At 67.6% G+C, this 22008-nt stretch carries 22 protein-coding genes; 18 read left to right on the forward strand and 4 right to left on the reverse strand.

The window, feature by feature from the left end; translation table 11 throughout:
- Window positions 1-1626: AsmA family protein (locus tag E5K04_RS05305; protein WP_136551862.1), on the forward strand; the 1626-nt coding region annotated here is incomplete at its 5' end.
- Window positions 1627-1633: 7 nt separating this feature from the next.
- On the opposite strand, the gene E5K04_RS05310 is transcribed toward E5K04_RS05305, so the two are convergent.
- Window positions 1634-3613, reverse strand: a complete 1980-nt coding sequence (locus E5K04_RS05310; protein ID WP_456236619.1) for a monovalent cation:proton antiporter-2 (CPA2) family protein — start codon at window positions 3611-3613, stop codon at window positions 1634-1636.
- Between the two features lie 108 nt (window positions 3614-3721).
- On the opposite strand from E5K04_RS05310, the gene E5K04_RS05315 reads away from it, so the two are divergent.
- The 15 genes from E5K04_RS05315 to E5K04_RS05385 all read left to right on the forward strand — a co-directional run bounded on the left by E5K04_RS05315 (window position 3722) and on the right by E5K04_RS05385 (window position 15030).
- Window positions 3722-4702, forward strand: a complete 981-nt coding sequence (locus E5K04_RS05315) for a KpsF/GutQ family sugar-phosphate isomerase (protein ID WP_136551863.1) — start codon at window positions 3722-3724, stop codon at window positions 4700-4702.
- An 11-nt stretch (window positions 4703-4713) separates the two neighbouring features.
- Window positions 4714-5238: a KdsC family phosphatase gene (locus E5K04_RS05320; protein WP_136551864.1), complete on the forward strand. Its 525-nt coding sequence runs from the start codon at window positions 4714-4716 to the stop codon at window positions 5236-5238.
- Complete coding sequence (gene lptC, locus E5K04_RS05325; protein ID WP_136551865.1) at window positions 5235-5798, forward strand: LPS export ABC transporter periplasmic protein LptC; 564 nt, start codon at window positions 5235-5237, stop codon at window positions 5796-5798. The genes E5K04_RS05320 and lptC overlap by 4 nt, the downstream gene beginning before the upstream one ends.
- Complete coding sequence (gene lptA / locus E5K04_RS05330; protein WP_136551866.1) at window positions 5785-6306, forward strand: lipopolysaccharide transport periplasmic protein LptA; 522 nt, start codon at window positions 5785-5787, stop codon at window positions 6304-6306. The genes lptC and lptA overlap by 14 nt, the downstream gene beginning before the upstream one ends.
- Window positions 6303-7031 carry an LPS export ABC transporter ATP-binding protein gene (lptB, locus tag E5K04_RS05335; protein WP_136551867.1) on the forward strand — a complete coding sequence of 243 codons (729 nt, stop codon included), beginning with the start codon at window positions 6303-6305 and terminating at the stop codon, window positions 7029-7031. Before lptA ends, lptB begins: the two co-directional genes overlap by 4 nt.
- Window positions 7032-7045: 14 nt before the next feature.
- Entirely contained in the window at window positions 7046-8440 is a 1395-nt protein-coding gene (locus tag E5K04_RS05340; protein ID WP_136551868.1) for an RNA polymerase factor sigma-54, read from the forward strand.
- A 66-nt stretch (window positions 8441-8506) separates the two neighbouring features.
- Window positions 8507-8827 carry a ribosome hibernation-promoting factor, HPF/YfiA family gene (gene hpf / locus E5K04_RS05345; RefSeq protein WP_136551869.1) on the forward strand — a complete coding sequence of 107 codons (321 nt, stop codon included), beginning with the start codon at window positions 8507-8509 and terminating at the stop codon, window positions 8825-8827.
- A gap of 122 nt (window positions 8828-8949) precedes the next feature.
- Window positions 8950-9411: a PTS IIA-like nitrogen regulatory protein PtsN gene (gene ptsN / locus E5K04_RS05350; protein WP_136551870.1), complete on the forward strand. Its 462-nt coding sequence runs from the start codon at window positions 8950-8952 to the stop codon at window positions 9409-9411.
- On the forward strand, window positions 9404-10360 hold the full coding sequence (gene hprK / locus E5K04_RS05355; RefSeq protein WP_136551871.1) for an HPr(Ser) kinase/phosphatase: 957 nt from the start codon (window positions 9404-9406) through the stop codon (window positions 10358-10360). Before ptsN ends, hprK begins: the two co-directional genes overlap by 8 nt.
- On the forward strand, window positions 10341-11192 hold the full coding sequence (gene rapZ / locus E5K04_RS05360; protein WP_136551872.1) for an RNase adapter RapZ: 852 nt from the start codon (window positions 10341-10343) through the stop codon (window positions 11190-11192). Before hprK ends, rapZ begins: the two co-directional genes overlap by 20 nt.
- A complete protein-coding gene (locus E5K04_RS05365) occupies window positions 11183-11545 on the forward strand; it encodes a NusG domain II-containing protein (protein WP_136551873.1) in 363 nt (120 codons plus the stop codon). Before rapZ ends, E5K04_RS05365 begins: the two co-directional genes overlap by 10 nt.
- Entirely contained in the window at window positions 11526-12062 is a 537-nt protein-coding gene (locus E5K04_RS05370) for a Gx transporter family protein (RefSeq protein WP_136551874.1), read from the forward strand. Before E5K04_RS05365 ends, E5K04_RS05370 begins: the two co-directional genes overlap by 20 nt.
- Before the next feature lie 9 nt (window positions 12063-12071).
- On the forward strand, window positions 12072-12686 hold the full coding sequence (locus E5K04_RS05375; RefSeq protein ID WP_136551875.1) for a flavin prenyltransferase UbiX: 615 nt from the start codon (window positions 12072-12074) through the stop codon (window positions 12684-12686).
- Window positions 12683-14149: an NAD(P)H-hydrate dehydratase gene (locus tag E5K04_RS05380; RefSeq protein ID WP_136551876.1), complete on the forward strand. Its 1467-nt coding sequence runs from the start codon at window positions 12683-12685 to the stop codon at window positions 14147-14149. The genes E5K04_RS05375 and E5K04_RS05380 overlap by 4 nt, the downstream gene beginning before the upstream one ends.
- Window positions 14146-15030 (forward strand): DMT family transporter, encoded by an 885-nt coding sequence (locus tag E5K04_RS05385; RefSeq protein WP_136551877.1) that lies wholly within the window; start codon window positions 14146-14148, stop codon window positions 15028-15030. Before E5K04_RS05380 ends, E5K04_RS05385 begins: the two co-directional genes overlap by 4 nt.
- A 65-nt stretch (window positions 15031-15095) precedes the next feature.
- Here E5K04_RS05385 and E5K04_RS05390 read toward each other — a convergent pair whose 3' ends face one another.
- Window positions 15096-15713 (reverse strand): UPF0149 family protein, encoded by a 618-nt coding sequence (locus tag E5K04_RS05390; RefSeq protein ID WP_136551878.1) that lies wholly within the window; start codon window positions 15711-15713, stop codon window positions 15096-15098.
- A gap of 147 nt (window positions 15714-15860) precedes the next feature.
- Here E5K04_RS05390 and E5K04_RS05395 point away from each other — a divergent pair, with 147 nt between their 5' ends.
- Both E5K04_RS05395 and E5K04_RS17040 read left to right on the forward strand, forming a co-directional pair.
- The gene (locus tag E5K04_RS05395; RefSeq protein WP_136551879.1) at window positions 15861-16412 is read left to right on the forward strand and encodes a PAS domain-containing protein; all 552 of its coding nucleotides are present in this window, start codon (window positions 15861-15863) and stop codon (window positions 16410-16412) included.
- Window positions 16409-17938 carry a methyl-accepting chemotaxis protein gene (locus E5K04_RS17040; protein ID WP_136551880.1) on the forward strand — a complete coding sequence of 510 codons (1530 nt, stop codon included), beginning with the start codon at window positions 16409-16411 and terminating at the stop codon, window positions 17936-17938. The genes E5K04_RS05395 and E5K04_RS17040 overlap by 4 nt, the downstream gene beginning before the upstream one ends.
- 4 nt (window positions 17939-17942) lie before the next feature.
- Here E5K04_RS17040 and rpoS read toward each other — a convergent pair whose 3' ends face one another.
- Both rpoS and E5K04_RS05410 read right to left on the reverse strand, forming a co-directional pair.
- Entirely contained in the window at window positions 17943-18905 is a 963-nt protein-coding gene (rpoS, locus tag E5K04_RS05405) for an RNA polymerase sigma factor RpoS (RefSeq protein ID WP_136551881.1), read from the reverse strand.
- A gap of 175 nt (window positions 18906-19080) precedes the next feature.
- Entirely contained in the window at window positions 19081-21882 is a 2802-nt protein-coding gene (locus tag E5K04_RS05410) for an EAL domain-containing protein (protein ID WP_136551882.1), read from the reverse strand.
- Window positions 21883-22008 lie beyond the last annotated feature (126 nt).

Genomic DNA, 22008 nt, shown 5'->3' on the forward strand with positions numbered 1-22008 from the left:
ATGCGCGGGGACGCAAAACTGCAACTGGGCGGACGCCTCAACGACGGCAAGCGCACCCTCACTCTCAGGCTGGACGTCCCTTACCGGCTGGACGACCGGCACCTGCGCGCCAAGGCGCTGACACTCGATGCGCAACTCGCCAACCGGCGCCAGGATGCCGGCCTGCTCTCCGTGCATGGCGACCTCGACGTCGACCTCAGACAGGGCGTCGTCAGCGCCGACAGGGTACGTCTGGGCTACCGGCTCGACCAACCCCAACTGAAGGTGGACGCGAGCATCCCGCACGCGACGCTGAGCCTTGCCCGGATGGAGATGCCGACCCTTTCCGTCGAAGGATCGCTGCAACTGGCGCAGGCCGAACACCGCTTCAAGGGCCGTCTCGAAACGCTCAAGCTGACCGAAGCCGGCCTGTACGCCGACCATAGCCGGGTGGAACTCGTCACCCGCCGCGGCGAACACACCGTCACGGCGACACTCAGCGCACCCGTACAACTGGTCGCACTGGAACGACTGATGATGGCGCCGCTGACGCTGGAAACCCGGCTGACGACGCCGGTCCTGCCGCGCGGCCAGCTGGCCGCCCGCCTGGAAGGCGCGCTCGACGGCTCGGTCAGCGAGGGACGCTTCAACCTGCGCACGGCCGGCCGTCTGGACGGCACGCCGCTGACGCTGACGGTCGAGCAGACCGGCCTGTTCCCGCCGCAGCACAAGGCGACGCTGGCGCTCGACAAGCTCGACCTCAACCGCTACCTGCCGGAACCCAAGCCCGAGCAGGCAGTCGCCCTGCTGCAGGACAAGACGCCGCTCAAGCTCGACTGGATGGACTTCCTGCACTTGCGCAGCAAGGTCGACATCGGCGAGCTCAATATGGGCCGCTTCCGGGTGCGCGACGTGCACGCCGACGTCAGCGCCGACGGCAAGCGCTTCGCGGTCGACAACCTGTCTGCCAGGATCTATCAGGGCACGCTCAGCGGCAGCGCCGAACTGGTCCGCGACAAAGACGTGCGGCTGACGGTGCGCCAGAAGCTCGACGGCATGCATATCCGGCCGCTGTTGACCGATCTATTCAGCTTCAGCCGCATCGACGGTCAGGGCAGCGCCGAAGTCGACATCGTGGCACGCGGCAGTTCGCTGGCCGCCCTGCGCGAGTCGCTGACCGGGCACAGCCGCGTCCGCCTCTCTCAAGGCGCGCTGACCGGCATCGACCTGGTCGCCGCGCTGAAGAACCTGCCGGCCGAATTGAAGGACTGGGGACAGACCCCTCTTGCAGGCGACGGCCAGCAAAAGACGACCTTCCAGTCGCTGTCGGCCAGCTTCGACCTCGAAGAAGGCGTCGCGCGCAACCAGGACCTCAGGCTGCACTCGCAACTGGTGAACGTCGCCGGCAGCGGCAAAGTCGACCTCAAGGAGAGCATCATCGACTACGCGCTGAACGTGAAGGCGAACCCGCGCTCGTTCGAGCGCCTCTCCAAGGTCAACGTCCCGCTGAAGATCACCGGGCAAATCAACGCGCCGACCTACGCGCTGGACTTCAACGAGATGGTCAAGGGTAAGACGACGCAGGGCGAGAAGCAGCAGGCCCTCAAGCAGGAACTGACCCGGCAGATCACCACCATCCTGCCGTAAGCCAGGCTCAGTCGCCCTGCAGCAAGCGCTGTTCGGCCAGCGCCAGTTGCTCGTTCCGCCCCAGCAGCACGATCACGTCGTTCTCCTCGAGCACGAAGTGTTCGCTGAGGTCGTGCCGCTTGAACTGACGCCGGCGCACGGTCTTGACCTCGACCCCCAACTCGGCCAGCCCGGTTTCGCCGATGCGCTTGCCCACCGCGTACGCGTCCGCTGCCAGGCGCACGCTCTCCAGCCGCATGCCCTCCTCGCCGGCCGCCTCGTCGCCCAGGCCGCGGAAGAACCCGCGGAACAGGCTGTAGCGCGCCTCGCGCGCGGTGCGGATGCGGCGCAGCACGCGGCTCATCGGCAGGCCCATCACCATCAGCGCCTGCGAGGCCAGCATCAGGCTGCCCTCCATCACCTCGGACACCACCTCGTCAGCGCCCGCCTCGCGCAGGCGCTCGATATCGCTATCGTCCGAAGTGCGCACGATCACCGGCAGGTTGGGCTTGAGCTGCTGCACGGTCTCGATGATGCGCTCGGCGACATGGGTGTCGGCGAAGGTGATCACCACCACCCGCGCGCGCTGGATGCCCGCCGCGTTCAGCACTTCCTTCTTCGACGCGTCGCCGAACACCACCGGGTCGCCGGCCTCGCTCGCCTCGCGTACCCGCTCGGGGTCGAGGTCGAGCGCGAAGAACGGCACCTCCTCGGCGTCGAACAGGCGGGCCAGCGCCTGCCCGCTACGCCCGTAGCCGCACACCAGCACATGCTCGCTCTTGCTCATGCTCTGCACCAGGATCTGGTGCAAGTCGAGCGACGCCATCATCCAGTCGTTGCGGATCAGGCGGCGGGTGATCGCGTCGGCGTGCTGGATCAGGAAGGGCGCGAGCAGCATGGAGAGGATGATCGCCGCCAGCGCTGCCTGTACCGACGCGAGCGAAACCAGCGCGAGGTTGGCGGCCAGCGTCAGCAGAACGAAGCCGAATTCGCCGCCCTGCGCCAGCGCGAGCGCACCCTTCAGCGAATCGCCCGGGCGGTGGCCGAACGCGCGCGCGATGCCGAACACCACCGCAAGCTTCAGGGGCACCAAGAGGGCGAGCATCGCCAGCACGTCGCCCCAGCGCTCGGTGAGCACGCTGATCTCGAGCTTCATGCCGACGGTGACGAAGAAGAAGCCGAGCAGGATGTCGCGGAACGGGCGGATGTCCTCCTCGACCTGGAAGCGGTACTCGGTCTCGGAGATCAGCATGCCCGCGACAAACGCGCCCAGCGCCAGCGACAGGCCGGAGAGTTCGGTCAGCCACGCTATGCCCAGCGTCACCAGGAGCACGTTGATCATGAAGAGTTCGCTCGAGCGCTGCCGTGCGACCAGGTGGAACCACGGGCGCACCAGGCGCTGGCCGACGAAGAACAGCACCGTCATCACCACCACCACCTTGACCGCCGCGAGCGAGAGATCGGTCACCAGCGACGCCGAGTCGCCGGCGAACGCCGGCAGCAGGATCAGGAGCGGCACCACCGCCAGGTCCTGGAACAGCAGCACGCCGATCGCCAGCTGGCCGTGCGGCTTGGCCAGCTCCAGGCGCTCGGTCAGCAGCTTGCTGACGATCGCGGTCGACGAGAGCGCCAGCGCGCCGCCGATCGCGAAACCGGCCAGCGCGTTGCCGGACAACGCCCAGACGCCGGCCATGATGAGCAGCAGGGTCAGCGCGACCTGTGCGAAGCCGATGCCGAACACCAGGCTGCGCATCGCCCTCAGCTTGGGCAGGGAGAATTCGAGGCCGATCGAGAACATCATGAACACGATGCCGATCTCGCCGAGGAAATGCGTCTGCTCGCCTTCGGGCACCAGCGAGAGCACGCTGGGGCCGGCGATGAAGCCGACCACCAGGTAGCCCAGCATCGGCGGCACACGCAAGGTGCGGCACAGGGTGACGGAGAGGACGGCGCACAACAGGACGAGGACGATAGGAGCCAGCGAATGCACGGTTGTCGGAATTCCCACGTTGTAGGTCGATAAGGCGGCAGCCGGCGTCACGCATGCGACGGACAGCCGTCCTCCGCGTGCACCGTATGCTAGAGAGCAGGATTTTAACTGATATACTCGCCCACCATGGAACAACAGATCGCCCAACACCGGCTTGACCTCGCCCGCGAAGTGCTGAAGGTCGAAGCCGACGCCATCGGACGCCTAGCCTCCCGCCTGGGCACGGCCTTCGTCGCCGTCATCGATACCCTGCTTGCATGCCGCGGCCGCGTCGTGGTCACCGGCATCGGCAAGAGCGGCCATATCGCGCGCAAGATCGCCGCGACCATGGCCAGCACCGGCACGCCCGCCTTCTTCGTCCACCCCGCCGAAGCCGCCCACGGCGACCTCGGCATGATCGCCGAGAGCGACGTGCTGATCGCGCTATCGAATTCCGGCGAGAGCGACGAGGTGATCGCGCTGTTGCCCGCGCTCAAGCGCAAGGGCATCCGCCTGATCGCGATGACCGGCCGCGTGGACTCGACGCTCGCGCGCGAGGCCGACATCCACCTGGACGCCAGCGTCGAGCGAGAGGCCTGCCCGCTGGGTCTGGCCCCGACGGCGAGCACCACCACGGCGCTAGCGCTGGGCGACGCGCTGGCGGTCACCCTGCTCGACGCGCGCGGCTTCGGCAAGGAGGACTTCGCGCTGTCCCATCCCGGCGGCAGCCTGGGCCGCCGCCTCCTGGTGCACGTGCGGGACGTGATGCACACCGGCGAGGCGTTGCCGCAGGTCACCTGCGGCACCCCGCTCAAGGGCGCGCTGCTCGAGATCTCGCAAAAGGGGCTGGGCATGACCGCGGTGGTCGGGGCAGACGGCCGCCTGGCCGGCCTCTATACCGACGGGGATCTCAGGCGCACGCTGGACACGACCGACTCGCTCGCCGGCCTCGTCATCGACGACGTGATGACCCGCGCGCCGCGCACCATCACGGCCGACAAGCTGGCCGCCGAGGCCGTCCAGCTGATGCAAAGGCACAAGATCAACGGGCTGATCGTCGTGGATACGGACGGCCGAGCGCAAGGCGCGCTCAATATGCACGACCTGATGCGCGCAGGCGTGGTGTAAGGGAGGCGACGATGCAAACCATCCACGAACTGGCCCGCCAGGTCCGCATGCTGGTGATGGACGTCGACGGCGTGCTCACCGATGGCAAGCTCTACTACAACGCCCACGGCGAGGAAAGCAAGGCTTTCTACGTGCAGGACGGCCTCGGCCTCAAGCTGCTGCAGGGCACCGGCGTCAAGCTCGCGATCATCTCCGGCCGCGCCGACCGCTGCGTCGAGCACCGCGCGCGCGCGCTCGGCATCGATTACTACTTCGCCGGGATCAAGGACAAGGCCGAGGCGCTCGCCGCACTCACCGAACAAAGCGGCATCGCGGCCTCGGCGTGCGCCTTCGTCGGCGACGACCTGATCGACCTGCCCGCGCTCAGACGAGTCGGCCTGCCGATCGCGGTGCCGGCGGCAAGCCCGCTCGTCCAGCAGCATGTGCGCTACGTCACCGGGGCGCCCGGCGGCGCCGGCGCCTTGCGCGAAGTGTGCGAGCTGATCATGCAGGCGCAGGGTAGCTGGGATGGCGCTATCGGGAAGTACCTCGCATGAAGCGCTTTCCCCGCCTGTTCCCTTTGTTGCTAGTGCTACTGCTCTCGCTGCTGACCATCGTGCTCGACCGCGTCACCCGCGAAAAGAGCAGCGCATTCGAAGTCGACGCGAGCCAGCCCGAATACACGGTGGAGAACTTTACCGCGACCCGCTTCAACGAAGCAGGCCTGCTGCAGGACAGGCTGACCGCGAAGAAGATGTGGCAGTACCCGAAGTCGAAGGAGATCGACTTCGACGCGCCCAGGCTCACCAGCTACAAGAACGGGCAGGTCAACTACACCGTCGACGGCGAGGTCGGCCGCTACAACAGCGCCAGCCGCAAGGTCTGGTTCGACCGCCGCGTCGAAATGAACGACCCGGGCCGCGCAGGGGCGCAACCGGTCCGGCTGGAGACCCGTGCGATGACGGTCGACCTGGCTACCTCGGTCGCGCGCGGGCCGGCACCGGTCACCGTCTGGCAGGGCGACTCCGTGCTGCGCGCAACCGGCTTTGTGTACGAACAGCCCAAGGGCGTAGTCTCCCTGCTGTCGAACGTCAGGATCCACTATGTGCAACCTTAAATCCATCGCCGCCACCGCCTTGCTCGTCGCGCTCGCGGGCGCCGTCCACGCCGAGAAGGCGGACAGCAGCAAGCCGATCGAACTGTCGGCCGACCGCGGCACGCTCGACCAGAACAGCGGCGTCACCACCTGGGACGGCAACGTCGTCGTCAATCAGGGAACCTTGCAGCTGAAGGCCGACCATGTGGTCGTCACCCGCAACGCGGCCGGCGAGCAGACGCTGCTCGCCACCGGCAAGCCGGCGACCTTCCGCCAGAAGGTCGAGGGCAAGAACGAATACATCAAGGGCCGCGGCAACCGCATCGACTACGACAGCAAGACCGGCGTCGCCGTGCTCACCGGCAACGCCTTCGTCGAGCGCGGCCAAGACTCGGTCGCTGGCGCGGTGATCACCTACAACACCGAGACCGAGCTCTACCAGGTCTCCGGCGGCAACCCCAAGGTCACCGGCGGCGCCGGCGGCCGGGTGACGGTCATCCTGCAGCCCAAGACCGAGGACAAGAAATGAGCGACAGCCGCCTGACCGTCCGCAGCCTGAAGAAGACCTTCAAGAAGCGCACCGTCGTCAAGGACGTGTCGCTCGAGATCGCCAGCGGCGAGGTGATCGGCCTGCTCGGCCCCAACGGCGCGGGCAAGACGACCAGCTTCTACATGATCGTCGGCCTGATCGCCGCCGAGGCCGGCCGCATCGAACTGGACGGCACCGAAATCACCCACCTGCCCATCCACAAGCGCGCGCGCATGGGGCTGGGCTACCTGCCGCAGGAAGCGTCGATCTTCCGCAAGATGACGGTCGCCGAGAACATCCGTGCCGTGCTCGAGATCTCCGGCCTCAAGAGCGAGGAAATGGAGGGCGAACTCGCGCTCTTGATGGACGACCTCAATATCGCGCACCTGGCCGACACCAACGCGATGGCGCTCTCCGGCGGCGAACGGCGCCGCGCCGAGATCGCGCGCGCGCTGGCCAGCCGGCCGCGCTTCGTGCTGCTGGACGAGCCATTCGCCGGCGTCGATCCGATCGCGGTGATCGACATCCAGAAGATCATCGCCTTCCTCAAGGAACGCGGCATCGGCGTGCTGATCACCGACCACAACGTGCGCGAGACGCTGCGCATCTGCGACCGCGCCTACATCATCAGCGACGGCAAGGTGCTCGCGTCCGGCCTGCCGGACGAACTGGTCGGCAACGAACAGGTCCGCCGCGTCTACCTGGGCGAACACTTCCACCTCTAAAGAGCAGGGCCGCGATGAAACAGTCCCTGCAACTGAAGGTCAGCCAGCAGCTGACGCTGACCCCGCAACTGCAGCAGTCGATCAAGCTCTTGCAGATGTCTACGCTCGAGTTGGGCACCGAGATCGAGCGCTACCTCGCCGACAACCCCCTGCTCGAGCGCCAGGACGACGCCGAGCCCTTCGAGGCACCGCAGGAAAGTGCCGCGCGCGAAGAGGAAGGCGCTTCCCGCGCCGACGAGGGGGCGCACGCACAGGAGGCCGCCGAGAGCTGGGGCAGCGGCAGCGCGCGCGGCGACGGCGACGAATTCGACCCGCTGCTCAATATCGCCGAGAAGCCGTCGCTACGCGCCCACCTCGCCGCGCAACTGGGCGAGCTCTCGCTGAGCGCGCGCGAGCGCGCGCTGCTGATCGTGCTGATCGAGGAGACCGACGACGACGGCTACCTGGCGGACGACAACGAGGCGATCGCCGCCTCGCTGCCCGCCGAACTCGAGGTCGACGCCGACGAGATCGGCTACCTGCGCCGTCTGCTGCAACAACTGGAGCCGGCCGGCATCGGCTGCCGCTCGCTGGAGGACTTCCTGCAGCTGCAGCTCTCGGCGCTGCCCGTCTCCGCCGCCGCCACGCTCGCCGCGCGCATCGTCGACGGCCACCTCGCCCTCCTGGGCAACCGCGATTACGGCAAGCTCAAGCGGCTGCTTGCCGTCGACGAAGCGCAGATCCGCGACGCGCAGGCGCTGATTAGCCGGCTGCGTCCGCGCCCGGCCGGCGGCTTCGACGACGACGATACCCGCTATGTCGCGCCCGACGTGCTGGTGAGCAAGGTGCGCGGCCGCTGGCTCGCGCGGCTGAACGCGCAAGTGCAGCCTAAACTGCGCGTAAACAGCGTCTACGCGAATCTCCTGCAGCAACAAAGGGATAGCGCGGGCGCGCTCGGCGGCCAATTGCAGGAGGCACGCTGGCTGGTCAAAAACCTCCAGCAGAGGTTTGACACCATCCTGAAAGTGTCAGAAGCTATCGTCGACAGGCAACAAAAGTTCTTTGAACACGGTGAAGTAGCGATGCGGCCCCTGATCCTCAGGGATATCGCCGACGAGCTCGGACTGCACGAGTCGACCATCTCGCGGGTGACCACGCAGAAATACCTGCTGTGTAGCCGCGGGCTGTTCGAGCTGAAGTACTTCTTCGGCAGTTCGCTGGAAACCGGCGACGGCGGCGAATGCTCGGCCACCTCGATCAAGGCGCACATGAAACGCCTGATCGACGGTGAAGACCCGAAAAAACCGCTGTCCGACAGCGCGCTGGCCGAGGCGCTATCCGGACTCGGCATCCAGGTCGCCCGCCGCACCGTCGCCAAGTACCGCGAAGCGATGCAGGTCGCGCCGGCAAGCCAGCGCAAGACGCTGTAGCCGGATTGCCACACGAATTTTTACCGGTCGGGCCAGCGCCCGGTCAACCACAGAAGGAGTTGGGTTATGAACCTCAAGATCACCGGTCTCCACCTCGAAGTCACCCCTGCCCTGCGCGACTACGTCGAAGAGAAACTCGACCGCGTGGTACGCCATGTGGATAACGTGATTGACACTTCTGTCACCCTGTCCGTGGACAAGCTGGTCCAGAAAGCCGAAGTCAACGTCCACCTCGCCGGCAAGGACATCCATGTCGAAGCGACCGACTCCGACATGTACGCCGCGATCGACGCGCTGATCGACAAACTCGACCGCCAGGTGATCAAGCACAAGGAAAAGCTGTCCGAGCACCGCGTCGCCGCACCGCAGCCGGCTGCCGAAGAATAAGCGCTAGGCGCACCAGGACAACGGGAACCCGCGGGTTCCCGTTTTTCATGCACGCGAATGGACTATTGATAAAGCCGGTGCCAGCGTAGAATACGCGTGCACAACAACCAGCCCGAATACCTATGTCCCTGATCGGCAAGATTCTGACCCGTGAGCATGTACTGGTCGACCTCGACGTCGCCAGCAAGAAACGGATCTTCGAGCAGGTCGGCCTGATCGCCGAGAACACCTGCAACGTCGCCCGCAGCGAAGTTTTCGACAGCCTGTTCGCCCGCGAGAAACTGGGCTCGACCGGGCTCGGTCAGGGCGTCGCCATCCCGCACGGACGCGCGCGCGGCCTGAAGGAGGCGATGGGCGTCTTCATCCGCCTCAAGCAGGCCATCCCGTTCGACGCGCCCGACGGCAAGCCGGTGCGCCTCTTGTTCGCGCTGCTGGTGCCCGAACAGGCGACCGACCTGCACCTGCAGGTGCTCTCCGAGCTCGCGCAGCTGTTCTCCAGCCGCGCGCTGCGCGACGCGCTGGAGGGCGCCGCCGACGCCGACGCGATCTACCGGCTCTTGACCGAGCGGTGCGAGCATGCCTAGCGTCAGCGTCCGCAAGCTCTACCAGGACAACCAGCAGAAGCTCAGCCTGACTTGGATCGCCGGCCGCGGCGGCTCGGACAACCTGATCGGCAACGACGACCAGCGCCCGACGCTGTCGCTGGTCGGCCACCTGAACTTCATCCACCCCAACCGCGTGCAGGTGCTGGGCCTCGCCGAGGTCGACTACCTGAACCGGCTCGAGCGTTCGGCCGCGCGCACCGCGCTCGACCAGCTGTTTCACAAGACCATGTCGGTGGTCATTGTCGCCAACGACCAGGCGGTGCCCGCGCTGCTGCGCGACTACTGCCACACCCACAACGTCCCGCTGATGACCACGCCGCTGGAGAGCCCGTACCTGATGGACGTGCTGCGCATCTACCTGGCGCGCGCGCTCGCGGTGTCGACGGTGCTGCACGGCGTGTTCCTCGACGTGCTCGAGATCGGCGTGCTGATCATGGGCGACTCGGCGATGGGCAAGAGCGAACTCGCGCTCGAACTGATCTCGCGCGGACACGGCCTGGTCGCTGACGACGCGGTCGAACTCTACCGCATCGGCCCGGACACGCTGGAGGGGCGCTGCCCGCCGCTGTTGCGCGACTTCCTCGAGGTGCGCGGCCTAGGCATCCTCAACGTGCGCACGGTGTTCGGCGAGACCGCGGTGCGCCCGAAGAAGGTGCTCAAGCTGATCATTCATCTCATCAAGGCAAACGACCAGGCGATGCAGGCGCTAGACCGGCTGAACATCCAGTCCGAGACGCAGGACATCCTCGGCGTCACCGTGCGCAAGGTGATCCTGCCGGTGGCTGCCGGCCGCAACCTGGCGGTGCTGGTCGAGGCCGCGGTGCGCAACTACATCCTGCAGCTGCGCGGCATCGACAGCACGCGCGAGTTCGTCGAACGGCACACCAACTTCCTGCGGGAACAGGAAAATGCAGCTGATCTTGATTAGCGGGCTGTCCGGCTCGGGCAAGTCGGTCGCGCTCAGGAGTCTGGAAGACGCCGGCTTCTTCTGCGTCGACAACCTGCCGGCGACCATGCTCGCCGACGCGCTGACCATCTACCAGGCCGACGGCTACCAGAAGGTCGCCATCAGCGTCGACACCCGCAGCCGCGCGACGCTGGACCGGCTGCCCGCCGAGATCGGCCGCCTGCGCGAAGCCGGGCTCGACGTCAGGCTGTTCTTCTTCGAGGCCAAACAGGAGACGCTGGTCAAGCGCTTCTCGGAGACCCGCCGCGCACACCCACTGGCCGGACTGGGCCTGACGCTCGCCGAGTGCATCGAGCTCGAACGCGAACTGTTAGCCGCCGTCGGCGAACTGGGGCTGCGCGTCGACACTTCCGACATGGCCGCGAACAACCTCAGGCAATGGGTGCGCCAGCTTGCCGGCTGTGACGGCGGACGGCTCACGCTGATGTTCGAGTCGTTCGGCTTCAAGCACGGCGTGCCGCTGGACGCCGACTTCGTGTTCGACGTGCGCTGCCTGCCCAACCCGCACTACGTGGCGGAACTCAAGCCGCTGACCGGGCGCGACCAGCCGGTGATCGACTTCTTCGCTCATGAAGCGCAGGTCGCCGCGATGATCGCCGACATCCGCGCCTTTATCGAGAAGTGGCTGCCGGAATTCGTCCGCGAGAACCGCAGCTACCTGAGCGTCGCCATCGGCTGCACCGGCGGCCAGCACCGTTCGGTCTATATCGCCGAGCATCTGGCACGGGCATTCGGCAAGGAAGAGCAGGTGCTGCTGCGCCACCGCCAACTGCAAAGGGCGGCATGCGACTGATCCGGCCGGGGGATGTCGCCGTCTTCACGCTGGCCGCACTGACGTGCGGCCTTGTCGTGTGGGCGTGCTGGACGCAATCGCCGGCGCGCTCGCTGTCGATCCGCCAGGGCGGGACGCTGTGGCGCGAGGTCAGCCTGCTGCACAACGCCCGCTATACCGTCCCCGGCCCGCTGGGCGACACCGTGGTACGCGTCAAGGACGGCCGCGCCCGCATCGAGTCCGACCCCAGCCCGCGCCAGTACTGCGTGGGCCAGGGCTGGCTTACGCACGCCGGACAAAGCGCCATCTGCCTGCCCAACGCGACCAGCATCACGCTGGAGGGCGCGCGCGCGTATGACAGTCTCAGTTTCTGAGCGCCTGACGCTGGCGGCCCGTCCGCTGGACAGGCAGGTCGCATCGCTGTCTGCGCTGGCCATCGTGCTCGTGCTTATCGACGCCGCGCTACCCACCCCGCTGCCCGGTGTCAAACCCGGGCTCGCCAATATCGTCACCCTGCTCGCGCTGTACCGGCTGGGCTTTGCTGCCGCGGTCTGGGTCAGCCTGCTCAGGGTGCTCGGCGCCGCCTTGCTGATGGGCAGCATGCTGACGCCGGGCTTCTTCCTGAGCCTCGCCGGCGCGCTGGCGAGCCTCATGCTCCTCGCACCGGCGAGCCGCCTGCCGCGTCGGCTGTTCGGCCCCGTCAGCCTCAGCCTGATCGCCGCCTACGGCCATATCGGCGGCCAGTTGCTGCTGGCCCGGCTGTGGCTGATCCCGTCCGATGGCATACTCTACTTCGTGCCGGCGTTCGCGCTCGCCGCGCTCATCACCGGCACCGTCAACGGACTCCTGGCCGCCCGCCTGCTGTGGCGCTGGCCGTCCACCCCGCACTGAGGTCTTGCTATGCCCACCCCACACACCGTGACTGTCGCGCTGACCGGCGCCTCCGGCCTGCCGTATGGCCTCGCGCTGATCCGCGCGCTCGTCGCCGCACGGGTCCGCGTCTGGGTGCTCGCCTCGCAGGCCGCGCAGGTGGTTGCCCGCGAGGAGACGGACTTTGCGCTGCCCGCCGCGCCCGACGCGCTGACCCGCTTCCTTACCGAGATGAGCGGCGCCGAAGAAAGCCAGCTGCGCGCGTTCGGGCGCGAGGCCTGGCACGCGCCGGTCGCCTCCGGCTCCAACCCCGCCGACGCGATGGTGGTCTGCCCGTGCTCGATGGGGACGCTCGCCGCGATCGCGCAGGGCATGAGCGACAACCTGATCGAGCGCGCCGCCGACGTCGCGATCAAGGAACAGAAGAAGCTGGTGCTGGTGCCGCGCGAGACGCCGCTCTCGGCCATCCATCTTGAAAACATGCTCAAGCTCGCCCGCCTGGGCGTGGTGATCCTGCCGCCCGCACCCGGCTTTTACACGCGCCCGCAAAGCGTGGACGACATGGTCGACTTCGTCGTCGCGCGCATCCTCGACCAGATCGGCGTGCCGAACACGCTGGTGCCGCGCTGGGGCGAGACGCGATGAACCCGGCGATCCAGTCCCTTGCCGCGCAGCGCGCGCTGGAAGCGGCCGCAGCCGCACAAAACATGGGCCTGATGCGCCGCGCCGCCTGCGCGGCGGCCGACAAGGTGCGCACCCTGCTCCCTGAACCTGCCCCCGTCACCGTGCTTGCCGGCCCCGGCAACAACGGCGGCGACGCGCTGCACCTGGCGTGCGAGCTTGCCGAAGCGGGCTACCCGGTCACCGTGGTCAGCCCCGCGCCGCAAAAGGGCGACGAGGCCGTCGCCGCACGCGCGCGCTGGGACGCGGTCTCCGGCCACACCGTCCGCGAATTCCCTGCAGACGCAGGCGCGCTTATCGTCGACGGGCTGTTCGGCATCGGCCTCTCGCGCGCGCCCGCCGCGCCGTGGGATGCGCTGATCCGCGCGGTCAACGCCAGTGGCGTACCGGTGCTCGCGCTCGACACCCCGAGCGGGCTCGACGCGACGCGCGGCACCGCGCCGGGCGAGGCGATCCGCGCCAGACATACGCTCACCTTCCTGTGCCTCAAGGCGGGCCTTCTCACCGGCGACGGGCCGGGCCTCTGTGGCGCACTGGAGGTCGCACCGCTGGGCGTCCCCCCGGCGCTGTGGCCGCCGGCAGAGGGAGGACTCAACCGCCCGCTGCTCGCGCCGCTCGCGCGCAAGGCCAACAGCCACAAGGGCAGCTACGGCACCGTCTGCGTGGTCGGCGGATCGCCAGGCATGCTGGGCGCGGCGCTGCTCGCCGGACGTGCCGCGCTCGCGCTCGGCGCGGGCAAGGTGCATCTCTCGACGCTGGACGCCCGCCTCGCCGTCGACCCGGGCCACCCCGAGCTGATGATCGCGCCGCACGCGCCCAGGCTGCCCGCCCACCAGGTGTGCGCCATCGGGCCGGGGCTGGGCCAGAGCGGGGACGCGCGCGCCGCGCTCGCCGCTGCGCTCGCGCTCGACGCCTCGCTCGTCGTCGACGCCGACGCGCTGAACCTGGTCGCCGCCGACCCCGCGCTTGCCGAACGGCTGGCCACGCGGCAGGCGCCGGCGGTGCTGACCCCTCACCCGGCCGAGGCCGCCCGCCTGCTGGGCCGCCCCACGGCCGAGGTGCAGGCCGACCGCGTCGCAGCCGCGCGCACACTCGCCCGCCGCTTCGGGCAAACCGTGGTCCTCAAGGGAGCCGGTACGCTGATCGCGCGCGCCGACGGCTTTTACCGCGTCAATGCCAGCGGCAACGCCGCGCTCGCCGCCGCCGGCCAGGGCGACGTGCTGTCCGGCGCGATCGCCGCGCTCATCGCGCAGCACCTGCCGCCCTTTGACGCCGCCTGCCTCGCCGTCTACCTGCACGGGCTGACCGGCGACCTCTACCGCGCCCGCCAGGGCTATATGCTGGGGCTCGCCGCCTCGCAAAGCGCCGCGGACCTTGCCGACATCGCCAACGCCCTGCTCTTGATCCACGAAAGGAATACCATTTGACCCGCCAGAGCCGTGCCACCTTACTCGGGCTTTGCGCCGTCCTCGCCTGGTCGACCGTCGCCTCCGCCTTCAAGCTCAGCCTCGAACACCTGAGCCCGGCGCAACTCGTGCTGTACGCCAGCGCCGCCAGCCTTGCCTCGCTGATGGCCATCCTCGCCTGGCAAAAAAGGCTGACAGAATTCCTGCCGGCGCTGCGTCTGCAATGGCGGCGCTCGCTATTGCTGGGTGCAGTCAACCCCTTCGCCTACTACCTGATCCTGTTCCAGGCGTACGCGCTGTTGCCGGCGCAGGAAGCGCAGGCGATCAACTACACCTGGGCGCTGACGATGACGCTGCTGTCGGTGCCGCTATTGGGGCAGACGCTGAGACGACAGGACCTGGCCGCCGCGCTGACCTGCTACCTGGGCGTGCTGGTGATCGGTACCCGGGGCGAGTTGCTGTCGCTGTCGTTCTCCAACGCGGAGGGCGTGCTGTGGGCGCTGGCGTCGACGCTGTTGTGGGCGAGCTACTGGATTTTCAGCACGCGCGACGCGCGCGAGCCGGTGCTGGGGCTCGCGCTGAACTTCACGCTCGCGCTGCCGCTCGCGATTTTGTGGTGCGCGCTGCAAGGCGAGCTGACCCCGGTCGCCTGGCAGGGGCTCGCCGGCGCGGCCTACGTCGGCGCGGTCGAGATGGGCTTCACCTTCGTGCTGTGGCTCAGCGCGATGAAGCTGACCGCCAGCACCGCGCGCATCGCCAACCTGATCTTCCTGTCGCCCATCGTGTCGCTATGGCTGATCCACCTGATCGTCGGCGAGCCCATCCTCGCCTCGACGCTGGCCGGCCTCGGGCTGATCCTGGGCGGCCTTTTGCTGCAGAAACTCTTTCCCGGCCGCGCCTGAGCGGCTAGCTACGGCGGCGGCACGGGAACGATGGCCGCCCGTGGGGCGGCCATCGCCGTGCGCGATCAGAAGCTGGTCTTCTCCTGCTCGGCCGCGGCAAGTTCGGCGGCCATCTTCTCGCGAAGCGTGCGGAAGAAGTCGTGCAGGCGAGAGACCGCCGGCGAGAGCTGGCCGAGCAATTCTTCCCTTTGCGCGTCGCTGACGGTGGTACGCAGCGCCGGGTCGGCCTCGCGCTCCATCGCCAGTGTCATGATGGGCGCGAGCGCGGCACCCGCGTCCGCGTCATCGAAGGCCAGTTGCCAGTCGGCCGGCTGCAAGGCCATCCCTTGCTCGAAGCCCTCGGCCCAGTCGTTGCCGGACACGCGACCCGCGTCGTCCGCGTCCAGCCACGGGTAGTAATCGTCGCCGGCGAGCAGGGTCGCCGACACTTCGTGCCAGTGCCCATTGACCAGACGCATGAATTCGTCAAAGGCCTTGGGGCCGGGGAAGGCGGCGTCGTCGTCCCAGGCCCGCCCCAGGATCTGCGGCAGGCACTCCGCCGCGCGGATCACCTCGGGGCCGGCCACCAGCGCGGCAAAAAAGCCGTCCAGCATCTCCAGCTTCATCGCCCCCTGCCCCGCCAAGCCCGCCAGCGTCTGGCCCAGCTTCTGGTAATCGGCGTCGCTCATCGCGGTTTCGTTCATCGCACACTCCATCGGTCGGTATCCAGCGCATTATCCGGCAGCCGGGTCGGCACGCCCAGTGCCCCCACAAAAACCACTATCATTGACATGGGCATAACTATAAAATCCAAGCCATACACAATAGCTTTACATGACACAGCACCCGACATGAAACCCCGCCTTACGCCTACCGGCCAGGAAGTCAGCTTCCCTCCCGACGAACTGATCGTCAGCAAGACCGACCTCTCCGGCCGCATCACCTACGTCAACCGAGTGTTCATGAAGGTCTGCAATTACCCTGAAGAGGCCTTGCTCGGCGTGCAGCACAATATCGTCCGCCACCCTGACATGCCGCGCGGTGCGTTCCGCCTGATGTGGGACACCCTGAAAGGCGGCCACGAGTTCTTCGGCATCGTCAAGAACATGACCGCCGATGGCCACCACTACTGGGTGTTCGCCAACGTCACCATCGACCGCAGGCAGGGCCATCCGGTCGGCTATTTCTCGGTGCGCCGGCAGGCGCCGGCGCAGGCGATCGCGGTTGTCGAGCCGCTCTACCGGCAGATGATGGACATCGAGCGCGCCACATCCGCCGCCGACGCGCCCGCCGCGTCGCTGGCGTGGCTCGAAGGACAGCTCGCCGGGCTTGGTGTCAGCTATGAGCGCTTTGTGCTCGACCTCTACAACCGCCATAGCAGCCCGCAAGGAAGCCGCCCATGAGCCGCCCGCACACCGAACAACTGCTGCGTTCGACCAGCCGGGTAAGCCGGCGCACACCCTTTCTCGAGCATAAGTTCGCGGCGGCCTGCCTGGTCTTCGTGGCGATGGTGCTGGTGCTGGCCGTACACAGCATCATTCAGCGCGGCGTAGGCTTCCCCAACACCGTGGTGCCATTGCTGGCAATCGTCTTCGCCGTTTATGCCTGGCGTCAGCAGCAGCGCCCGCTCGCGGTGCTCGCCGAAATCGACCGCGTACTGAAACTCGCGGCACATGGCGAGACCCACGTCCGCATCACGAATACCAAGGGTCTTGGCGAAATAGGCAAGGTAGCATGGAGCCTGAACGAGCTGCTCGACGTGATCGAAGCGCACTCGAAGGAGATTGCCACCTGTTTCGAACGGGCAAGCCAGGGCGACTACAGCCGGCGCGCGCTCACCGACGGCATGCCCGGCGAATTCGCGCTGTCGATGCGCAACGTCAACGTCGCGATGAAGGCGATGCAGGAGGCGGCCGAATTCGACGCGAAGAACCGCCTGTCCAGCCAGTTGCACGCGCTCAATACCGGCAACCTGCTGCGCAACCTCAAGGGTAACCAGCAGGACCTGTTGCGTGCGGGCGCCGAGATGAACAGCGTGCTGTCGGTCGCCGAAGGCAACCGCGACGGTGCGCAGGCGAGCCGGCAGACCGTCGAGGAACTGGACGGCGAGTTCGAGGAGATCAACCGCCGGATGCAGCAGCTTTCGCAAAGCGCGCGCGAACTGGGTGAAGCCAGCGGCAGCATCGTCGGCGCGGTGCGCCTGATCACCGAAATCACCGAACAGACCAACCTGCTCGCGCTGAACGCCGCGATCGAGGCCGCGCGCGCCGGCGAAGTCGGCCGCGGCTTCGCGGTAGTGGCCGATGAGGTCCGCAAGCTGGCCGACCGCACGCACAGCGCGACCCGCGAAATCGGCGCCATCGTCGAACGCCTGAGCCAGCGCGTAGAGACGATGGTCGAACAGACGCAGGCTACAGTCAGCCAGAGCGCATCTGCCAGCCAGCGGGTCGCCGGTTTCAGGGCAGAATTCGACGAGGTGGCCTCAGCCGCGCAATCGACCATCGACAGTCTGTCGCGCGCGAAGGACACCGCATTCTCGTCGCTGGTCAAGCTCGACCATATCATCTACATGCAGAACAGTTATATCGGGCTCGAGCAGGGCGGCTCCGGAGCGCAGGCGGACGAGACCGACGTCCCGCACGACCAATGCAGGCTCGGACGCTGGTACCACGGCGGGGAAGGACGCGCCCTCTACGCGCAGCGGCCGGGCTTTGCCGAGTTGGAGAAACCGCATGCACGGGTGCACGACCATGTGCGCGCGGCGATGCGGGCGGTCAAGGGAGACTGGCTGCGCGACAGGGAGGTGCTGGACGAGGTGGTCGACCACATGCGCGAGGCGGAGCGTGCGAGCGCCGACGTGACCGCTGCGATCGGACTCGTCTTCGAGCCGGTGCCCGTGCCCGCCCAGCCCACCCGCGCGACCGCCTGACCGACTATTCGTGCGAGAGCACCTCGGCACCGACCCCGTGCCTGCGCAGTACCCGGCGCAGCAGGTCTAGGGATTCGAGCTGGATCTGTCTGACCCGCTCGCGGGTCAGGCCCAGTTCGCCGGCCAGGTCTTCCAGCGTGCGTACCTCGCGGTCGTTCAGGCCGTAGCGGTGCTCGATGATCAGCCGCTGCTTGGGCGATAACTCGGACAGCCAGCCCTCCAGATGGATCTCCATCCGCTTCAGGTGCAGCGCTGTTTCGGGCATCACCTGCCGCTCGTCGGCGATCGCGTCGCCGACCGTCAGCATCGGGTCTTCCGCCAGCGGCGCGTCGAGTGACGCCGCCCGCTCGTTCAGTTGCAAAAGTTCGCGCACCTCGGCCACCGGCGCCCCCGCCTCGGCGGCGATCTCGTCGGCCGTAGGCTCGCAGCCATGCTGGGCCTCAAGCCGGCGGCGGATCCGCAGGTAGACGTTCAATTGCTTGATCACATGCACCGGCAGGCGGATGGTGCGCGACTGGTTCATGATCGCACGCTCGATGTTCTGGCGGATCCACCAGGTCGCGTAGGTCGAGAAGCGGAAGCCGCGGGACGGGTCGAACTTGTCGAGCGCGTGCATCAGCCCCAGGTTGCCCTCCTCGATCAGGTCCAGCATCGGCAGGCCGCGGTTGACGTAGCGCTTGGCGATATTGACGACCAGCCTCAGGTTGCGCGACACCATTTCCTGACGGGCATCGAAGTCGCCGGCCACCGCACGCTCCGCCAGCGCCCGCTCCTCGGCCGGCTTGAGCAGGCTCTGCCGGCCGATATCGTTCAGATAGACCTGGGTGATGTCGGTCGACTCCTCCGGCGGCTCGGCCATTTCTGCCGCGGCAGCCTCGGCGCCCTCCTCCTCGCGCAGCGCCTCGGCCGCCTCGAGCTCGTAGCCGTCGTCAGACTGGGTGTCTGGTGTCAGGTCGGAAAGACTCATTCTTCCTCCTTGCGAAAGCGGCTGGCCTGCCTGGGCAAGCGGGTGGCATGTCCTCAATTGATAGGAGAAAACCTCCGGATATTCAAAAAAACTAATGACTAGAACATAAGAACTGACCGGCAAGCAGAAAAAAAAACCCGGCTCGAGAGCCGGGCGTGCACAAGGAAAGCGGGCCTTACGACACCGGGTCCAGCACCCGACTCCCCGAGCGCAGCAGCCGCGCGCAGTCCCCAGCCGGCACCGGTTTCGAGCAGAAATAGCCCTGCACCGTGTCGCAGCCTTCGGCGGCCAGCAGCGCCCATTGCGCGCGCGTCTCCACGCCCTCGGCGACGACCCGCATATTGAGGCTGGCCGCCATGCTGATGACGGTGCGGGTGATCGCCGCGTCGTCGGCGTCGTGCGGCAGGTCCTTGACGAAGGAGCGGTCGATCTTCAGGGTGCCGGCTTTCAGCCGCTTGAGGTAAGCGAGGCTGGAGTAACCGGTGCCGAAGTCGTCGATCGACAGGCTCACGCCCAGCGCGTGCATGGCCTCGAGCAGCGCCGTCGTCTGCGGCAAGTCTTCCATGACCAGGCTCTCGGTCACCTCGAGGTCCAGCCACTCGGCGTCCAGTCCGTAACGCTCCAGCACGTCGGCGATGTTGTCGACCAGGTCGGGCTGCCTGAACTGCAGCGCGGACAGGTTGACGCCGACCCGCACCGGCGGCAGGCCCTCATCGCGCCAGCGCGCCAGTTGCGCACACGCCTCCTCCAGCACCCAGCGGCCGATCCCGACGATCAGCCCGCTGTCCTCGGCGACGTCGATGAACTGCAGCGGGCCGAGCAGGCCGCGCTGCGGGTGCTGCCAGCGCAAGAGCGCCTCGACACCGACGATGCGGCCGCTCTTCATGTCGACCTGCGGCTGATAGTGCAGCACGAACTCGCCGGCCTCAAGCGCCTGCCGCAGCTGTGCCTCCACCTGCAGCCTCTCGCGCGCACGCGCGTTCAGGTCGGCAGTGTAGAAACGGACCTGGCCGCGGCCGCTGCCCTTGGCATGGTACATGGCCGCGTCGGCGTTGCGTACCAGCGTGTCGAAATCCTGCCCGTCCTGCGGAAACAGGCTGATGCCGATGCTGGCCGACGCCTGCACCGGATGGCCGTCGATCTCGACCGGAGACGCCAGTGCCTGCTGGATCCGGCTGGCGGCCCCCAGCGCCTCGTCGGCCGAGGCGAGCCTGGGCAGCAGCACGATGAATTCGTCGCCGCCCTGCCGTCCGACAATCTGGCCGGCGTCGAGCACGCCGGCCAGGCGGTCGGCGGCGACGCGCAGCAGCATGTCGCCCGCCTGATGCCCCAGCGACTCGTTGACCGTCTTGAAGCGGTCTAGGTCGAGCAGCAGCAGCGCGGCGCAGGCCTCGTCGCCCTGCTGGAAGACGACGGCGGAACGCTCCTGCAACTGGGTCCGGTTGGGTAGGCCGGTCAGCGCGTCGAAATGCGCGAGGTAATCGATGCGCTCGTCGGCGGCGCGCCGCTCGCTCTCGTCGCTGCACACCGCGACAAAGTGGCTGAGCTCGCCGCCCGCGTCGTGCACGGCGTTGATCACCAGCCATTGCGGGTAGAGCTCGCCGCTGCGCCGGCGGTTGGTCAGCTCGCCCTGCCACTGCCCCTCGCTCAGCAACTGCTGCCACATCTGCTGGTAGAAGGCAGCGTCCTGCTGGCCGGAGGCGAACATCGCCGGCGTGCGGCCGACCATTTCCTGCTCGCTGTAGCCGCTGATGCGGGTGAGCGCCCGGTTGGCACTGCGGATCACCCCGGATGCGTCGGTAATCAGGATGCCTTCGGCGGTATTGTCGAACACCTTGCCCGCCAGCTGCAGGCGGGCCTTCGCCTCGCGCTGGCTGGTAATGTCGCGCACCATCCGCCATACGCCGGCCGCACCGCTGCTGTCGTCCCGTGTCGCGACCGCCTTCACGCTGACCGGGAAGTGCCGCCCCAGGCGGTCGACATACTCGGTCTCGTATTCGTCGCAGAAGCCGCGCACCCACACTTCTTCGTGCAGCCGCCGCGCTTCGCCTTGCTCGGCACACTCGGCCAGCAGCGGCCAGAACCCGAGCCGGCGCAGCTGCTCGGCCGAATAGCCGGTCATTGCGAGGAACGCCGGGTTGGCGTCGATGACCTGCCCCTCCGCGTCGCAGATCAGGATGCCGTCGAGGCTGGAATGGAACAGCTCGCGGTATTTGCCCTCGGAGCGGCGCAAGGCCTCCTCGACCTCGCGCCGGTGGCGGATATCTTCCTGCAAGGCGCGGGTCTTCTCGCCAAGCTCGCCCAAGAGCCTGCGCAATTCGATGCGCGCCCACTCCAGATGGCGGCCGACCGCCCCCAGTTCGTCCTGCCTGCGCCACTCGAAGGCCTGCTCCAGACGCAGCGCGGCCAGTTCGCCCGCCTGCGCCGAGAGCTGCTGCATCGGCCGCAAGAAACGGGAATTGAGGATGGCCATGATCAGCAAGATGGACACCACCAGCTGCGCAAGCACGATCATCAGCAGCGACACCAGCTGCCGCTCGAGCATCTCGTCCAGGTGGCGGGTGTCGAAGGCGATGCGCACTACGCCTATGGTCTCGCCGCGGTGCACGACGGGCCGCTCGAAGACCGCACCCGGGTGCGCCTGCGGGTTTTCACGCTGCGAGGACAGGAAAGGGGCACCGCTGAGCGTGTCGTAGACCTGCACCGACAGCACCCGCTTGTCGTCCATCACCGACTCGAGCAAGGGGGAGCCCGACTGGCGGTTCAGGTTCCACAGCGGCTCCTGCATGCCAAACGACACGATTTCCAGCATGCGCTGCTGCTCGTGGCCGAAGCGCTCGACCAGCTGGTCGCGCTGCACGCGGTAGCCGAACACGCTGGCGAGCAGCGCGGGGATCAGCAGGCCGACGACGACAGCCAGCAAAAACAGCTGGCGCAGGCTCAACCGCGACAGGATGGAATCCTCGGTGGACGGCATGGGAAGTGGCAAACGTTCAAGCCTCAACGGGTCAACAATGCGCGCGCGGCGCACGCGGCACCGCCGACGGGGAATCCGGCGCCTCGGGTTGCCGAAGCGCGCCCCCCCTCCTACAATCGCCCCAAC

This window comes from Crenobacter intestini (assembly GCF_004919095.1).
Classification (GTDB): Bacteria; Pseudomonadota; Gammaproteobacteria; order Burkholderiales; family Chromobacteriaceae; genus Craterilacuibacter; species Craterilacuibacter intestini.

Bases quoted from the DNA above. Each gene is read 5' to 3' on its own strand.
- E5K04_RS05315 (WP_136551863.1), top strand. From the start codon at position 3,722: ATGGAACAACAGATCGCCCAACACCGGCTTGACCTCGCCCGCGAAGTG.
- E5K04_RS05320 (WP_136551864.1), top strand. From the start codon at position 4,714: ATGCAAACCATCCACGAACTGGCCCGCCAGGTCCGCATGCTGGTGATG.
- lptC (WP_136551865.1), top strand. From the start codon at position 5,235: ATGAAGCGCTTTCCCCGCCTGTTCCCTTTGTTGCTAGTGCTACTGCTC.
- lptA (WP_136551866.1), top strand. From the start codon at position 5,785: ATGTGCAACCTTAAATCCATCGCCGCCACCGCCTTGCTCGTCGCGCTC.
- lptB (WP_136551867.1), top strand. From the start codon at position 6,303: ATGAGCGACAGCCGCCTGACCGTCCGCAGCCTGAAGAAGACCTTCAAG.
- E5K04_RS05340 (WP_136551868.1), top strand. From the start codon at position 7,046: ATGAAACAGTCCCTGCAACTGAAGGTCAGCCAGCAGCTGACGCTGACC.
- hpf (WP_136551869.1), top strand. From the start codon at position 8,507: ATGAACCTCAAGATCACCGGTCTCCACCTCGAAGTCACCCCTGCCCTG.
- ptsN (WP_136551870.1), top strand. From the start codon at position 8,950: ATGTCCCTGATCGGCAAGATTCTGACCCGTGAGCATGTACTGGTCGAC.
- hprK (WP_136551871.1), top strand. From the start codon at position 9,404: ATGCCTAGCGTCAGCGTCCGCAAGCTCTACCAGGACAACCAGCAGAAG.
- rapZ (WP_136551872.1), top strand. From the start codon at position 10,341: ATGCAGCTGATCTTGATTAGCGGGCTGTCCGGCTCGGGCAAGTCGGTC.
- E5K04_RS05365 (WP_136551873.1), top strand. From the start codon at position 11,183: ATGCGACTGATCCGGCCGGGGGATGTCGCCGTCTTCACGCTGGCCGCA.
- E5K04_RS05370 (WP_136551874.1), top strand. From the start codon at position 11,526: ATGACAGTCTCAGTTTCTGAGCGCCTGACGCTGGCGGCCCGTCCGCTG.
- E5K04_RS05375 (WP_136551875.1), top strand. From the start codon at position 12,072: ATGCCCACCCCACACACCGTGACTGTCGCGCTGACCGGCGCCTCCGGC.
- E5K04_RS05380 (WP_136551876.1), top strand. From the start codon at position 12,683: ATGAACCCGGCGATCCAGTCCCTTGCCGCGCAGCGCGCGCTGGAAGCG.
- E5K04_RS05390 (WP_136551878.1), bottom strand. From the start codon at position 15,713: ATGAACGAAACCGCGATGAGCGACGCCGATTACCAGAAGCTGGGCCAG.
- E5K04_RS05395 (WP_136551879.1), top strand. From the start codon at position 15,861: ATGAAACCCCGCCTTACGCCTACCGGCCAGGAAGTCAGCTTCCCTCCC.
- E5K04_RS17040 (WP_136551880.1), top strand. From the start codon at position 16,409: ATGAGCCGCCCGCACACCGAACAACTGCTGCGTTCGACCAGCCGGGTA.
- rpoS (WP_136551881.1), bottom strand. From the start codon at position 18,905: ATGAGTCTTTCCGACCTGACACCAGACACCCAGTCTGACGACGGCTAC.
- E5K04_RS05410 (WP_136551882.1), bottom strand. From the start codon at position 21,882: ATGCCGTCCACCGAGGATTCCATCCTGTCGCGGTTGAGCCTGCGCCAG.